This window comes from Corynebacterium sp. J010B-136, from assembly GCF_002967075.1.
Classification (GTDB): domain Bacteria; phylum Actinomycetota; class Actinomycetes; order Mycobacteriales; family Mycobacteriaceae; genus Corynebacterium.
Genome location: NZ_PUGE01000004.1, coordinates 253,210 through 268,276, shown reverse-complemented (window position 1 = coordinate 268,276; position 15,067 = coordinate 253,210). Strand labels below are relative to the sequence as shown.

At 57.0% G+C, this 15,067-nt stretch carries 11 protein-coding genes; 4 read left to right on the top strand and 7 right to left on the bottom strand.

Annotated elements, in window-relative coordinates; all coding sequences use genetic code 11:
* The first annotated feature begins 67 nt into the window (after positions 1–67).
* Positions 68–475 carry a PepSY domain-containing protein gene (locus tag C5Y44_RS08640; RefSeq protein WP_105324547.1) on the top strand — a complete coding sequence of 136 codons (408 nt, stop codon included), beginning with the start codon at positions 68–70 and terminating at the stop codon, positions 473–475.
* A gap of 68 nt (positions 476–543) precedes the next feature.
* On the opposite strand, the gene purL is transcribed toward C5Y44_RS08640, so the two are convergent.
* From purL to purS, 3 genes are read right to left on the bottom strand one after another with little or no spacing between them, the layout of a single operon-like run.
* Entirely contained in the window at positions 544–2,820 is a 2,277-nt protein-coding gene (purL, locus tag C5Y44_RS08635; protein WP_105324546.1) for a phosphoribosylformylglycinamidine synthase subunit PurL, read from the bottom strand.
* Between the two features lie 9 nt (positions 2,821–2,829).
* Positions 2,830–3,507 (bottom strand): phosphoribosylformylglycinamidine synthase subunit PurQ, encoded by a 678-nt coding sequence (purQ, locus tag C5Y44_RS08630; protein WP_066796259.1) that lies wholly within the window; start codon positions 3,505–3,507, stop codon positions 2,830–2,832.
* A gap of 1 nt (position 3,508) precedes the next feature.
* Positions 3,509–3,751: a phosphoribosylformylglycinamidine synthase subunit PurS gene (gene purS / locus C5Y44_RS08625; protein WP_006823163.1), complete on the bottom strand. Its 243-nt coding sequence runs from the start codon at positions 3,749–3,751 to the stop codon at positions 3,509–3,511.
* Between the two features lie 369 nt (positions 3,752–4,120).
* Between purS and C5Y44_RS08620 the strand changes: the two genes are divergently transcribed.
* From C5Y44_RS08620 to C5Y44_RS08610, 3 genes are all read left to right on the top strand, one after another.
* The gene (locus C5Y44_RS08620) at positions 4,121–7,204 is read left to right on the top strand and encodes an ExeM/NucH family extracellular endonuclease (RefSeq protein ID WP_233189919.1); all 3,084 of its coding nucleotides are present in this window, start codon (positions 4,121–4,123) and stop codon (positions 7,202–7,204) included.
* A 209-nt stretch (positions 7,205–7,413) separates the two neighbouring features.
* Positions 7,414–8,556, top strand: a complete 1,143-nt coding sequence (locus C5Y44_RS08615) for an HNH endonuclease signature motif containing protein (protein WP_105324545.1) — start codon at positions 7,414–7,416, stop codon at positions 8,554–8,556.
* A gap of 168 nt (positions 8,557–8,724) precedes the next feature.
* Positions 8,725–9,639 carry an iron-siderophore ABC transporter substrate-binding protein gene (locus C5Y44_RS08610; RefSeq protein ID WP_105324544.1) on the top strand — a complete coding sequence of 305 codons (915 nt, stop codon included), beginning with the start codon at positions 8,725–8,727 and terminating at the stop codon, positions 9,637–9,639.
* Here the strand turns inward: C5Y44_RS08610 and C5Y44_RS08605 are convergent.
* From C5Y44_RS08605 to purB, 4 genes are all read right to left on the bottom strand, one after another.
* Positions 9,595–10,323: a DUF2334 domain-containing protein gene (locus tag C5Y44_RS08605; protein WP_105324543.1), complete on the bottom strand. Its 729-nt coding sequence runs from the start codon at positions 10,321–10,323 to the stop codon at positions 9,595–9,597. The two genes, C5Y44_RS08610 and C5Y44_RS08605, sit on opposite strands and share 45 nt — an antisense overlap.
* Before the next feature lie 51 nt (positions 10,324–10,374).
* Entirely contained in the window at positions 10,375–12,513 is a 2,139-nt protein-coding gene (locus tag C5Y44_RS08600; protein WP_105324542.1) for a S9 family peptidase, read from the bottom strand.
* A 36-nt stretch (positions 12,514–12,549) separates the two neighbouring features.
* Positions 12,550–13,437 carry a phosphoribosylaminoimidazolesuccinocarboxamide synthase gene (locus C5Y44_RS08595; RefSeq protein ID WP_105324541.1) on the bottom strand — a complete coding sequence of 296 codons (888 nt, stop codon included), beginning with the start codon at positions 13,435–13,437 and terminating at the stop codon, positions 12,550–12,552.
* A gap of 105 nt (positions 13,438–13,542) precedes the next feature.
* Positions 13,543–14,982, bottom strand: coding sequence for an adenylosuccinate lyase (purB, locus tag C5Y44_RS08590; RefSeq protein ID WP_105324540.1), 1,440 nt, complete (start codon positions 14,980–14,982; stop codon positions 13,543–13,545).
* Positions 14,983–15,067 lie beyond the last annotated feature (85 nt).

Below are 15,067 nucleotides of genomic sequence, written 5' to 3'. Positions count from 1 at the left end.
AGGCGCTGGTTATGTAGAAGGTGTACCACCCAAGATTTCCAGCCTCAGACACTGAAAGGAACCCGTCATGAAAACCGCAATCGCAGCCGTCGCAGGTGCCATCGCAGCAGTCCTCGCCGCCGTTGGTATCTCCACTACCGCAACCGCAGCCTCCGAGCCGACTCCCCAGGTGGCATCGTCTAGCGATGCAGTGGAGCAGGCAGTCAAGCAAGCGGCGCCAAAGGCCAATAACACTGCCGGCAAATCCACCAACAAGTCCCAAACCATCTCTCGTCAGCACGCGCTCGATATTTCCTACAAGCACGCAGGAATCACTGCGAGCCGGGTCACCGAGTACGACGACGTTGAGCTGGACTGGGACGATGGTCGCCCAACCTGGGAGAGCGAATACAACACCGGCTGGGTCGAGCACGAATTCGATATCGATGCTCGCACCGGAAAGGTCCTCGACTACGAGCGCGACACCGACGACTAATCCAGTACCGACAGAGTATAGAAAGACCGAAGACGCCAGGAAGCATTTATCCTGGCGTCTTCGGCGGTTTATTCGACTACGGAATTAGCGCCAACAGCGTGACCAAACAGATTTGGCAAGGTCGCAGACCATGCCTCGCGCAGCTCAGCGGTAGCAACTTCTTCACCAGCGAAGGTGATATTGCCGGAATCGTTGGTGGTTCCTACCACGACAGCTGGAATGCCCAGCTCGGAAGCACGCTGCAAGATTCCATCAAGGTGATCAGACGCGGTGGAGATCAGAACACGCGATGCGGATTCACTAAACAGTGCGGTCAGTGCATCCTCGTGTACAACGCTCAAATCAAGGTCAACGCCGACGTTGTTCTTTTGCGCCATCTCAAACGCCGCGATAGCCAGGCCGCCCTCAGAGAGGTCGTGGGAGGCTGCAACAGAAGTGTTGCCGACAAAGAAGTCCGCCAGCTTTGCCTCATTCGCCAGATCCACCTGTGGTGGCAGACCCTGCAGGCCGCCGCCGGAGACCTGCTGCCAGATGGAGCCGCCGAATTCTTCCTTGGTCTCACCCAGCAGAATCAGGGTTTCAGGCTCATCAATGCCGCCCAAGTCATGTGCCAGTGCCTTGTGAACATCATCAATGACACCGAGCACGCCAACAACTGGGGTCGGCAGAATTGGCTCATCACCAGTTTGGTTGTAGAAGGAGACGTTACCGCCAGAGACTGGGATATTCAGTTCCTTAGAACCGTCAGCCAGACCGTGAACAGCCTCGCGGAATTGCCACATCACGTCGGTGTTTTCTGGAGAACCGAAGTTCAAGCAGTTGGTCACCGCGTATGGACGCGCACCAGTCACAGCAACGTTGCGGTATGCCTCGGCCAGCGCAAGACGTGCACCCATGTTTGGGTCCAGCTTGGTGTAGCGACCGGAGGCATCGGCAGAAATTGCGACGCCGCGGGAAGTTTCCTCGTTAATGCGCAGCACACCAGAGTCAGACTGCTTCGCCTTGACGGTGTTACCGCGCACGTAGCGGTCATACTGCTCGGTGATGAAAGCGCGCGAAGACAGCGCTGGCGAGGACACCATGTCCTTGAATGCCTGCACCAAGGATTCCGGACGTGCGATCTCCGGAGCCTGCTGGATCTCATCCTGCCACTGTGGGCGTGCGTATGGGCGCTCGTAGACAGGGCCTTCATCGATAGTTGATGGCGGAGCATCTACGACTAGCTCACCGTTGTGGTAGACGAGGTAAGTGTCCTTCTTATCGGTAACTTCACCGATTTCAGCACAGGTTACGTCCCACTTTTCACAGATCTCGCGGAACTTGTCCACGTTATCTGGGGAGACCACAGCACACATGCGCTCCTGGGATTCGGAGGCCAGGATTTCTGCAGCGGACATGTTCTCTGCACGCAGTGGAACATTATCGAGGTTGACCACCATGCCGCCGTCGCCAGCTGCTGCCAGCTCCGAGGTCGCACATGCCAGGCCACCGCCGCCGAGGTCCTGAATACCAACGACAACGCCCGCAGCGTAGAGCTCCAGGCAGCATTCGATGAGAACCTTTTCCGCGAATGGGTCGCCGACCTGGACTGCAGGAAGCTTGCGCTCTTCGCCTTCTTCGAAAGAAGCAGAGCCCAAAACGGATACGCCGCCGATGCCGTCGAGGCCGGTGCGGGAGCCAAAAAGCATCACCTTGTTGCCGGTACCGGAAGCAAAAGCTAGCTTCAGGTCTTCCACGCGCAAGGTACCCACGCACAGTGCGTTAACCAGTGGGTTACCAGCATAAGACTCATCAAAGACGGTCTCACCACCGATGTTCGGCAGACCCAGGGAGTTGCCGTAGCCGCCGATGCCGGAGACAACGCCCGGCAGAACACGTGCGGTATCTGGGGCATCAGCTGGGCCGAAGCGCAGCTGGTCCATTACTGCGATTGGGCGCGCACCCATCGCCATGATGTCGCGAACAATGCCGCCAACACCGGTCGCAGCACCCTGGTATGGCTCCACGAAGGATGGGTGGTTGTGGGATTCCACGCGGAAGGTCACTGCGTCACCGTCGCCGATGTCGACAACGCCAGCGTTCTCGCCAATGCCGGCAAGAATCTTCGACGCCATTTCCTCAGTGGTGGTCTCGCCAAAGTAGCGCAGGTGGGTCTTGGAAGACTTATATGAGCAGTGCTCCGACCACATCACGGAGTAAACCGTCAGCTCAGCATCGGTTGGGCGGCGGCCCAAGATGCCCACAATCTTGTCGTATTCGTCCTGCTTTAAGCCGAGTTCTTCCCACGGCTGGGCTAGCTCGGGAGTGGCCTTTGCATTATCTACTGTGTCATTGGAAACAGTCATGTCACTCTCCTAAACAGTCGCCGTGATGGCATTAATCGCGGATACAAACAGACCCAGGCCATCGGTCGATGGGCCAGTCAGGGTCTCAATGGCATGCTCTGGGTGCGGCATAAGGCCAACGATGCGGCCGGTTTCATTCGTGATGCCAGCAATGTCATTCAGTGAGCCATTGAAGTTGTCGGTGTAGCGGAAGACTACTTGACCTTCGCCTTCTAGCTTGTCGATGGTCTCCGGCGCCGCCTGGAAACGTCCCTCACCGTGTTTAGCGGGAACAAAAATCTTATCGCCAGCTTCGAATTCGGTGGTCCATGCGGTGTTGTTGTTTACAACCTCGAGGTGGGTGTCCACGCAATGAAAATGCAGGCCCTTGTTGCGGGTTAGTGCTCCCTCAAGCAGGCCTGCTTCAGTCAAAATCTGGAAACCATTGCAAATACCTAAGGTAGGCATGCCCTGGCGCGCGCGGTCAACAACGGACTGCATCACTGGCGCTAGTGCGGAAATCGCACCGGAGCGCAGGTAGTCACCATAGGAGAAGCCGCCGGGAACGACTACTGCGTCCACACCTTTTAAGTCGGTGTCGGCGTGCCAGAGGCTTACAGCCTCGGCGCCGGCAAGACGGACTGCGCGTTGTGCGTCGACATCGTCAAGCGTGCCGGGGAAAGTAATAACTCCGATTTTCGCGGTCAATTTACTTGACCTCCAGCCCTACAACTTCGTAGTCCTCGATGACGGTGTTTGCCAGCAAGCTTGCTGCGACCTTGTCTAGGTCTTCAGCGCTGACTGAATCATCGACTTCGATTTCAAAGCGCTTGCCCTGACGGACATCGCTTACTCCGTTTACACCCAGGCGTCCAAGTGCACGGACAACAGCTTGTCCCTGCGGGTCGAGGATTTCAGCCTTGGGCATGACATTGACAACAACACGAGCCATAATTCTTTAGCCTTACTGTGCGAGTTCTACTGCTAGTCTGCAATTGCCCACTTTAGCGGTTAGGCATGCAAAACTCCTAGACGGCAGGTGCCCAGCACTCCCCACCTTTAACCCCGCGCGCGAATTTTTAAATACGAAAACCCGAGGGGAAATGCTAAGAATGCATTTCCCCTCCCCCCGGTTGATGAACACGGTGTGTCCGATTCTTAAACCGCCGGAGAACTTTCAGCTTTGTGTGAGCAAACTCCCAGCTCGCTTCATTTTCTGCTGTTGCTGGGGCTGAGTATCGCTAATAGAAACAAGAAGGTTGCTTCACTGCGCCTTTTCTATTTCCTCTTTACTCACACTTTCTTAAAGGATTTTTCTCCTATGTCTTCTCATCCGAAGCCAGCTTCTAAGCCCCGCTCTTCTGCGCGTCGCCTGCGCACCTTCGCGTTGGCTGCGCTGGCATCGACTTCTCTGTCTGCCATCACCATCCCTGCCGCTTCTGCCACCCCAGAAGGCGATGACGTTGTCATCAGCGAAGTCTATGGCGGCGGTGGTAACAGCCGCGCTCCTTTCTCTCATGACTTCATTGAGCTATTCAACCCCACCGAAGAAGCCATCGATCTCGCGGATTGGAAAGTCGAATACTTCTCCAAGAACGGCAATTCCGGTGGCGTGACCTCGCTGACCGGTTCAATTCCTGCCGGCGGCTACTTCCTCATCCAGCAAGCTTCTGGAAATAACAAGGACTTGCCAGCACTTCCGACTGCTGATGTCACCGCGTCGGTAAATATGAGCGGTTCCGAAGGTTCCGTGGAACTGCGCAATGACGCATCAGAGTCCGTTGACTTGGTTGGTTATGGCGCATCTACCAAGGTAGAAACCGCGGCGGCTGCCAAGCTCGATAACTCCACCTCTGCTTCTCGCGATGACAACGGTACCGACACCGATAACAACTCCGCTGACTTCACCGCTGGCGCACCTACCCCTACTAACTCTTCGGGTGAGACCGAAGGCGGAAGCGAACCCGGCGAGGAAAACCCCGGTGACGACACTCCCGGTGACGACACCCCTGGTGGAGGAACCCCGGATGAGATCATCGCGATTGCGGACATCCAAGGCACAGGTTTTACCACCCCTGTCAACGGCAAGACCGTGACCACCCAAGGTGAGGTCACCGCAGTTTATGCCGAAGGCGGACTCAACGGTTTTGTCATTCAGACCCCTGGTACCGGCGCTGAAGTACCAACCGCACAAGATGCATCGCACGGCATCTTTATCTACATGGGCAATCGTCCTGCCTCCGCCTACCCAGAACTCGGCCAGGTTCTTACCGTGAAGGGCCAAGCCGGTGAGCACTTTGATTCCACGCAGCTTTCCAACCCTTCCTTTGAAGTCGCAGAGGGCGAATTTGAGCCGGTGATTCCTTTGAGCATCGATAAGCTGCCTGCTGGCGATGCCGAGCGCGAACCTTTTGAGTACATGCTGGTTTTGCCGGGCACGCACACCGTGTCTAATAACTATGCGCTCAACACCTTCGGCGAAATTGGACTTGCCCCAGGCGAGGAAGCATTCCGCCAGCCCACTGATGTCATGGCACCAGGCCCGGAAGCCGTCGCGCAGGCGCAAGCTGCCAAGGAAGCATCGGTGACCTTGGATGATGCTCGTACCAGCAACTACATGCAGTCGGACAAGCGCACTCCGCTGCCTTATATCACTGCCGATAACGCGGAAACCATCAAGTCCATCCGCACAACTGACCAGGTGGAATTCCAACACCCGGTCGTTGTGAAGAAAGATCATGGCCTGTGGCGCTTTTTGCCCACCACTCCGGTCACCGGCAATACCGCGTCTGCCGATTTGCCGATTACCTGGGAAGACTCCCGCCCCGCGGAGCTGAACGCCGTCGATGATGTCGCTGGTGAATACACCATCTCTGCTTTTAACGTGCTCAACTACTTCACCTCCCTGGGCGAAGATGAAGGTGGCTGCAACGGCTACACCGATATCAACGGCAACCCGGTCGCTTCCCGCAACTGCACCGTGCGTGGTGCCTTCACCGAAAGCGCACTAGCCGATCAGCAGGAAAAGATTGTTGCCGCCATCAATGGCCTTAACGCCGATGTCATCGCGCTGTCGGAAATTGAGGACACCTTCGCGGTCACCGGCGATATCGACCGCCGCGATGAAGCACTGGCAACGCTGGTGGACGCACTCAACGCTGAAGGTGGCAACTGGGAATACGTCGAGTCCCCAGAAAAGGTGCCTTCCTCCCCTGATGTCATCCGCGTGGCATTTATCTACAACCCTGACCGCGTGGAGCCAGTTGGCGAATCCCGCATCTTCGAAGATGACCGCTTCACCGGCACTGCGCGTGAACCACTGGCTCAGGAATTTAAGCCTGTCGCCGAAGATGTCACCGAATCTTTCGTCGCCGTTGCCAACCACTTTAAGTCCAAGGGCTCTATCGCACGTGGCGACGCCGATCAGGGCGACGGCCAGGGCAATAACGCCAACCTGCGCGTTGAGCAGGCCCAGGCGGTGCTCGATCACCTCGCTGCCCAGTCCGACTGGGATGACAAGGCAACGTTTGTCATGGGTGATTTGAACTCTTATACCCGTGAGCACGCCATCGATGTCTTCCGCGACGGCGGCTACTCGGTGCCACAGGAAGACTACGATGCATCCACCTCCTACCAGCTCGATGGTCTCCTAGGCTCCTTGGACCACGTGTTGGCCAATGAGCACGTCGATGTCCAAGACGCCCAGGTGTGGAATATCAACGCTGATGAGCCCATCGCTTTTGAATACTCCCGCCGCTTGTACAACGTGGTGGATTACCACGACGCCACCCCATTCCGTTCTTCTGACCACGACCCAGTCAAGGTGGGCTTCAACCTTAGCGATGAGGAAACCCCGGTTGAGCCTGAGGTTCCAGACACCGCGGATATCGAAGCCACTGATTTCGAGGCTGAGGTAAAGGCCGGTGAAACCGTCAAGGTTGCAGTGCCAAAGGCTTTAGCTTCGCTTATCGATGCCTCCCTCCCAAACTCCGACACAACCCAACTCGCCGACCTAGACGACCTCGTGGTGGCACTGGAAGTCAAGGACTTGCCGGAAGGTTGGGTAGTTAACGGCTACCGCGCGGGTGCAGTGGAAATTACCACCGCGGATGATGCCGAAGACGCATATGAATTCACTATCAACCGTGCTAATAATGACCAGCTCTTTGTCGAAGCCGCCGTGGAAATCTCCAAGGATTCCTCCAACGACGATGATGAGCCTGGCAACAAGCCGGGCAAGGGCAGCTCTTCCAGTGCCTTCGGTGGAGTAATCGCTGCTATCGCAGCCATTGCTGCAGCTTTAGGTTTGGGCGCAGCTTTTAGCGGTTCCGTTGAGCAGTTCCTGCCGCGGGAGGCAAAGAGCCTGCGTGCCCAGATCATGAACTTCTTCAACAACCTCTTCTAGATTCTCCTGACGCGTCGCTCGCGCGTCGCTCAAAGCCTGCTTTCTGGCTCCCACCGGGAGTGCGAAAGCAGGCCTTTTCTGTGTTTTCCAGCGTTTTCGGCCGCGCCTGTGGATAACTTCGCCGTTTGGGTGACGTGTCATGTGTAATTCGGGCAGGTTTTTGAACTTGCTCTGGTGCGGGCTTGCGTTCACGCCTTAGTGTCGAAGTTATGAAAGGACAACAAATATTAAACCTCTTCACCACCAGCGGAGTAACCATCCTCCGCGATGTGTATGAGTGTTCCCCGCATGACCTAGCCGGTGGCCTGATGTCACTGAATACCGCACGAAAATACACCAGGCTTGCCACCGTCTTTTTCGGACCGGCTGATTCTCCCAAGGTGCAACGCGATGCTGTGGCTCTTGCTGAGGCGAGACAGTTAAGCGTCGAGTATTTAGAAATGGTCAACAAGCACGCCAAGAAACTCACAACCCGCGGCGCTGCCTGGAAACTGCGCGCCGAACTCATCGCCCATGAAGGGACCTTGGATGAAGTCAATAAATTCGGCAAACAACGCGTCACCGAAGAAGGCGGCGACAAACCCAAACAACGCGGCGTACGCGTCGGCCGGGCTATAGACGGCCTGCGCACCATCAGCATCACCGATACCCAGCGCCGAATTACTGACTTAGAAAAGACGCTTGATGCTGGCATCAAGCACGATGACGACCAGCCACGCTCCGAAGCATTGCTCGAGCCATTCTGGGATCTCATCGAGGGCAACGGCACCGGGCTTATCGAACCTGAATACCGCACCGTGATTGCTATTGGACTCGACGATTTCGCGAAAGTCTCCTGCGGAAAGGGCGACGACGTCATCATCGGTCTTTCCGACGGCACGACCATGACCGGCGCAGAATTTATCAACGCCGCGATGGAAGGCAGCTTGGGTGACAAGCTCTATGTCGGGCTTTTCCATCCCACCGCCGGGCCCGTGAATCTTTACGAGACGCGGTTCGCCTCCGACAAACTGCGCACCTTAGCGATGGCAGAGAACCTGGTCTGTCCATGGCCGGACTGCACCGTGCCAGCCGATAGGTGCCAGGTCCACCATATCGACGCGCATAAGAATGGCGGGCATACGAAACCGTCGAATCTGACGATGTTGTGTAAATATCACAACGGCGTCAACGACGACGGTGACCCGGGTGATCCCGGGTCACCGAAAAGAAAAAATAAGCGAGGAAAAGGCAAACCCAAGCGCGGCAGGATGCGCCGCCACCGCGGGAAGGTCCGCCTGCACACCCCAGGTGGAAAGCTTGTGGGCAACACCCACCACGTGAGCAGCTTGGGAGCGATGAACCTGATCTAAACTCCCAGCCTTCGGCTTAGTTTAACCGTCGAAGGCTCGTCCACGACTGCCGGTCTACTGCCAAAGCTAACGCAGATCGGCAGGAATTTCGCGATCCGTTTTCCAGCAACGCGTGTCATCCACCACGAATATTGACAGAAGTTTTTAGGCTAGGCTAACTTCATGTAAATGTATAAGAAACTTAGCCGCCGCGGCTTCCTGGGCGCGAGCCTTGGCGCTGCTGCAATCGCACTAGCCGCATGTACGCAGTCAGATAAGCCAGGCGAGAAAACTCCGGCAGCCACTGCAACTGAAGGTGGCGAAGAGCAGCGTATTGTTGCGCTGAATACCGGTCAGCTAGATAACCTGTTGCTGCTGGGTATCACTCCGGTCGGTGTAGCTGCAGCAAAGAACGCAGACCTGATTCCGCAGTTCCTGAGGGATCGTTTCGGGGATGACATGGATTTGGATAGCATCGCAGACTGCGGTTTCCGCCAAGACCCGGATGTGGAGATCATCGCTAAACTGCGGCCGACTTTGATTTGTGCGAACTTGCGCAGCGATGAAGCTCTGCTGCAAAAGCTGCGCGCCATCGCGCCGGTTGTTACCGGTGAGGGCGGCGGCGAGAACTGGAAGCAGGACTTGATAACCATTGCCGACGCCGCTGGCAAGGGCGATGAGGCTCAAGCCATGCTGGATGACTACGAGGCATCGGCAGCCGAGGTGAAAGTCAGCCAATCGGACAATCCACCGACGGTGTCTTTCTTGCGCACCAACAAAGGCGAGTTCCAGATGTATGGTGCCGAGTCGATGGCAGGCACCGTCGCAGCCGATTGCGGCTTTGCGCGGCCGCAGGCGCAGCAGTTTACAGACAAAGCCGGCAAGGATCTCTCAGCAGAGCTCATCGCCGAAGCCGATGCCGACTGGCTGTTCTACGGCGTACAAGAAGGAAGCGACAGCCCCGCGGACACGTCCCTGTGGCCAACGCTTGAAGCAGTGAAGAATAACCAGGCCATCGAGATTGACTACGACTCGTGGTACATGAATGCATCTCTAGTATCAGCGAATGTCATCCTTGACGGCCTGAAGTCTCACGTCCTTTAATTCGCATTTTGCGAAAACCTCGTAGGAGGCAGGCACCGCGCCGGCTTTGATGGCTTTGCCAATGGCGCGCAGGAAGTCGTGCTGGACTTTCTTCTCGCCCAGGTTGCGGCCGGAGACGGACAAACGCACGGTATTGCCGCGGCTGGCGCCACGCTCAGCGGCGCTGATGATGGAACGGCGCCACCACTTTGCAGCGCCGAAACCTTCGCCGTAGGACAGGTTTCGGGACTGATAGAAGTCCTCGGTGCGCAGGTCATGAATGCCGGTCGATGAGACAGCCAGGGAGAAATCAAAATACGGCAGCACATCGAGTGTGCCAGGAGACATGCGCCAGCGCGGCGGGGCGAAGATATCGAATTCAAAGCCCAGCTTGGACATCTGCCGGGTGGCACCTTTGAGGCGCAGGTTAGCCTCGTGGGCGTCAAGGTTGGCAAATTCCGCACGCCGGCCCTGCACGGCTTGGTCAAAGCCGTTAAGAATCAACAACCGGCCGGATTCTTGTTGTTCCTGCAGCCACTGCTTCGTGGTCGGGTCTTTGGCTAAGTGCCAGTTGCCGTCAATGTGCGGGGCCACCAGCAATGACACCGGAACGCCTTCTTTATCCAGCTGGTTTATCAAACGCGCCGCGGACTTCCGGGTGTCGTCGAAAATAGATGAAATCGAAACCAGAAGATGCCCTTGCATGCCACCTATTATCACACAGGAAAGCCCACCCCGCGCGGCGAGCAGATAAAGCTACTCCACCAAACCAGTAGCCTTGTTAATCGTCCAGGCATACTCAAAAGCGGTCTGGTGCCAGCGCGCATAACGCCCGGAAACACCGCCGTGACCAGCAGCCATTTCGGTCTTGAGCAAGAACTCCCCGCCGGTGGCAACTTGGCGCAGCTTGGCAATCCACTTCGCAGGTTCCACGTACAGCACGCGTGTGTCATTAAGGGAGGTCACAGCCAAAATATCGGGATAATCCTGCGCCGCGACATTCTCATACGGCGCATAAGTTGCCATGTAGTCATAGACTTCCGGGTCGTGGTACGGGTCGCCCCATTCTTCCCACTCGCCGACGGTCAGCGGCAGTTCCGGCTTCAAAATCGAGGTCAACGGGTCCACAAAAGGCACCACGGCTTGGATGCCCTTAAAGCGGTCGGGAGCCATATTCGCCACCGCGCCCACAAGCAGGCCACCAGCAGAACCACCTTCGGCAACAAGTACCTCTGGGCTGGTCAGTTGGTTATTAATCAGGTGGTCAGCAACATCGATGAAGTCAGTAAAGGTGTTCTTCTTCGCCATCAGCTTGCCCTCGTCGTACCACAGCCGGCCCATCTCCCCGCCGCCGCGCACGTGCGCGACAACATAAAGCATGCCGCGATCCAGCAGCGAGAGCCGGGAGACAGAAAAGCCTGGGTCCATGCTGGCTTCATAAGAGCCATAGCCATACAGCAGCGCAGGACGTGGGCTATCAGTAGCAAGGTCTTTGCGCTTGACGATGCTCACCGGAATCTGCGTTCCATCCTTCGCAATCGCCCACTCACGGTAAGCCTCATACTCATCCGCGTTGTAGCCTCCAGGAACTTCTTGCTCTTTCAGCAAGGTGCGCTCACCAGTAGCGATGCGGTACTGGAACAGCTGCGCTGGCTGGGTATAGGAGGTATACGACAGACGAATCACCGGCGCATCCCACTCGGGGTTGCCGGCAGAACCGGCAGAGTAAATTTCCTCGTCGAAGGCTATTTCTTCGAAGTCGCCGAAGTGGTCATCGATAAGCTGCATCACGGCAACCCGGGGAATGCCGCCGCGACGATAGGACAAGGTGGCAAAGTCGCGGTAGGTATCCACGCCTTCGATGCGCACCTCATCATTGTGCGGGACTAGGATGTCCAAGTCGCGGATGCCAGGCAGCGGGCTAGCGTCGGCATCCACCCACGAGACTTCGAAGTTCGGACCGTGCGCGTTGTGGGTGACCAGCCACTGGTCTTTGCCGCCGCGGACCACGTGGTCAATGTCGTATTCGACACCGGTTTCGCGCTCCCACAGGACTTTGAATTCGCCCTCGGGGCTGTCCATGTCGAGTACCCAGTATTCAGAAGTCAGCGGGGAGCCGGCCGCGATGATGAGGTATTTTTCACTACGGGTAGACCCCACGCCGACGCGGAAGCGCTCATCTGCTTCGGTAAAGACGCAGACGTCTTCGCTTTGCGCGGTGCCGACCTTGTGGCGCCACACAGTATCCGGGCGCCAGGCGTCGTCGACTTTCTGGTAGAAAATATACTCTTCGCCGGCCCAGGTGGCGCCGTAGAAGATGTCGGTCAGGTGGTCATCGAGAAGCTTGCCTGTCTCTAAGTCCTTGATGAACAGCTCGAAGCGCTCATCTCCTTCCGTGTCCGTGGAATAAGCCAGATAGCGCCCGGACTTGGTCACCGAGGCCGCACCGAGGGCGAAGTAGTCATGGCCCTCGGCAAGCGCGTTATTATCCAGCAAGATCTGCTCGCCCTCGGGCTTGCCTTCCTCCGGAATGACCGGCGGCTCCCACGGATCCTGGCCCTCGGAAACTGGAATGCGGCAGCTAAAGCCATATTCCTTGCCCTCTTCCGAGCGGCCGTAGTACCAATAGTCCCCCGAGCGCGACGGCACGGACATATCGGTTTGCTTCACGCGGGACTTAATCTCTTCAAACACATTTTCCGTCAGCTGCTTCAAATGTGCGGTCTTCGCCTCGGTATAAGTGTTCTCTGAGTTGAGGTAATCCAGGGTGTCCTGGGATTCCTTGTTGCGCATCCACTCATATTCATCAACAAAGCTGCGTCCGTGGAATTCACGGATAAAAGCTTCTTGCTTAGCGATGGGCGGGTTAACGTTGTCGAGATTGCTATCTGTCATAACGAACAACCCTACCCGCGTGAATTATGGGGAGTTTTAACCGCCGATGAAGTCGATGAAACGCTTGCCGGACAGGCTCTCATAGGCCTCGATGTAGCGCAGGCGGGTGGCGGCGACGATGTCGTCGGGAAGCACTGGCGGCTGGGTTTCCGAGTCCACATCCCAGCCGGATTCCTCAGAGGTCAACCAGTTGCGCACGTACTGCTTATCGAAGCTGGGCTGCACCACGCCTTCCGCGTAGGTGTCAGCCGGCCAGTAGCGGGAGGAATCCGGGGTCAAGACCTCATCGCCTAGGACCAGGTTGCCGTCGGCATCCAGGCCGAATTCAAACTTGGTATCAGCCAAGATGATGCCCTTTTCTTCGGCAATCTTGGCAGCGGCGGAGTAGATGCGCAGGGTTTCATCGCGAAGCTGCTCTGCGCGCTCTTGGCCTAAGTCCTGCACCACGCGGTCGAAGCTGACGTTCTCATCGTGATCGCCCTGCTCTGCCTTGGTGGCTGGGGTGAAAATTGGCTCTGGCAGACGCGATGCCTCCACCAAGCCTTCTGGCAGCTCGATGCCGCACACGGTGCCGCTGGCGTTGTATTCCTTCAAGCCGGAACCGGTGAGGTATCCACGGGCAACGCACTCAAAGGGCAGCATGTTGAGCTTCTTAACGATGATGGCCCGGCCCAAAACTTCTTCTGGAATCCGCTCATCATCGATGGGTCCTGCCAGGTGATTCGGGAAATCGATCGCGTCGAAGAAGAACATGGTGGTTGCGGTAAGAACCCGGCCTTTATCGGGGATTGCTGGCTCTAGAGCGAAGTCATAGGCGGAAATGCGGTCGGTGACCACCATGAGCAAAGTGTTGTCATCTACTTCGTAGATATCGCGGACTTTGCCGGAGGATAAGTGCTGATAATCAGAAAGCTGTGGGCGCATGCTCTAAATGTTAGTGCATGCGCCCACAGCGCCCCGCTAGTGTCTGGGAGAAATCCTTCTGGCTAGCTAACCGCGAAATCTCCCGTAACGCTTTCCGGGAAATTCTTAAAGAATTTCCCCTGGGGTGTAGGCGGCCGCCTTCGGGTGTTGGTCTGCAAGTTCCTTGATGCGGCTAAGAACTGCATCTACCTGGGATTCGGCAGCGCCGATAAAGGCGTGCTTGTCAGCGAGTGCTTCTTCCAGTTGTTCCTTGCTCATGGGCAGGCGGTCATCGGCAGCAAGGCGCTCCAGCAAGTCCTGCTCGCCGCCGTTTTCGCGCATGTTCAGCGCTACTGCGACAGCGTTTTCCTTGATGACTTCGTGTGCGGTTTCGCGGCCAACGCCTGCGCGCACCGCAGCCATGAGGATGCGGGTGGTGGCCAAGAATGGCAGGTAGCGCTCGAGCTCGCGGTCGATCATCGCTGGGAATGCACCGAACTCATCGAGGACGGTGAGGAAGGTTTCAAACTGGCCATCGATAGCAAAGAAAGCATCCGGCAGCGCCACGCGGCGAACTACCGAGCAGAATACGTCGCCTTCGTTCCACTGCTGACCAGCAAGGTCTGCAACCATGGTGAGGTAGCCGCGCAGAATAACCTGCAGGCCACCGACGCGCTCACAGGAGCGGGCGTTCATCTTGTGTGGCATCGCGGAAGAGCCGACCTGGCCTTCCTTGAAACCTTCGGTGACGGTTTCGTTGCCAGCCATCAAGCGGATGGTGGTTGCCAAAGACGATGGCGAGGCACCCAGCTCAACCAGCGCGGAGACCGCATCAAAATCAAGGGTGCGTGGGTAAATCTGGCCTACGGAGTTGAACACACGCGCAAAGCCCAGGTGGTCCGCGATGGCGGTTTCGAGTGCTGCGAGCTTGTTCTCATCGCCGCCCATCAAGTCCAGCATGTCCTGGGAAGTACCCATTGGGCCCTTGATGCCGCGCAGTGGGTAGCGGCCCAGGAGGTTTTCTACGCGCTCGATAGCCAGCAGCATTTCATCGCCAGCCGATGCAAAACGCTTACCCAAAGTGGTCGCCTGCGCCGCAACGTTGTGGGATCGGCCCGCCATTACCAAGGCCTGGTACTTCGCGGCGTGCTCACCGATGCGCGCTGCAACCGCGATTGCCTTATCGCGAATGAGCTCCAAGGAGCGGTAGATTTGCAGCTGCTCTACGTTCTCCGTCAGGTCACGGGAGGTCATGCCCTTGTGAATGTGCTCATGCCCAGCCAAAGCATTGAACTCTTCAATACGAGCTTTCACGTCATGGCGCGTCACACGCTCACGATCCGCGATGGAACCTAGGTCGACCTGGTCAATGACTGCTTCGTATGCGTCAATTGCTTCAGATGGAATGTCAACGCCAAGGTCTTTTTGGGCGCGCATGACCGCGATCCAGAGCTGGCGCTCCATGATGATTTTGTGTTCCGGGCTCCACAGGTTGGATAACTCTGCGGAGGCGTAACGCGAGGACAAAACGTTGGAAATCTTCTTCTTATCAGCCACGGGCTTCATTATTCCACATGGCAAAAGGCGCAAGTACTCTACTTGCGCCTTTCATTTCTTAAGCCAACATAATTGCCCTCGTTATCCCCCCGCC

Coding starts and splice junctions, on each gene's coding strand:
- C5Y44_RS08610 (WP_105324544.1), top strand. CDS start 8,725: ATGTATAAGAAACTTAGCCGCCGCGGCTTCCTGGGCGCGAGCCTTGGC.
- C5Y44_RS08620 (WP_233189919.1), top strand. CDS start 4,121: ATGTCTTCTCATCCGAAGCCAGCTTCTAAGCCCCGCTCTTCTGCGCGT.
- purS (WP_006823163.1), bottom strand. CDS start 3,751: ATGGCTCGTGTTGTTGTCAATGTCATGCCCAAGGCTGAAATCCTCGAC.
- C5Y44_RS08595 (WP_105324541.1), bottom strand. CDS start 13,437: ATGCGCCCACAGCTTTCTGATTATCAGCACTTATCCTCCGGCAAAGTC.
- C5Y44_RS08640 (WP_105324547.1), top strand. CDS start 68: ATGAAAACCGCAATCGCAGCCGTCGCAGGTGCCATCGCAGCAGTCCTC.
- C5Y44_RS08605 (WP_105324543.1), bottom strand. CDS start 10,323: ATGCAAGGGCATCTTCTGGTTTCGATTTCATCTATTTTCGACGACACC.
- C5Y44_RS08600 (WP_105324542.1), bottom strand. CDS start 12,513: ATGACAGATAGCAATCTCGACAACGTTAACCCGCCCATCGCTAAGCAA.
- purL (WP_105324546.1), bottom strand. CDS start 2,820: ATGACTGTTTCCAATGACACAGTAGATAATGCAAAGGCCACTCCCGAG.
- C5Y44_RS08615 (WP_105324545.1), top strand. CDS start 7,414: ATGAAAGGACAACAAATATTAAACCTCTTCACCACCAGCGGAGTAACC.
- purB (WP_105324540.1), bottom strand. CDS start 14,982: ATGAAGCCCGTGGCTGATAAGAAGAAGATTTCCAACGTTTTGTCCTCG.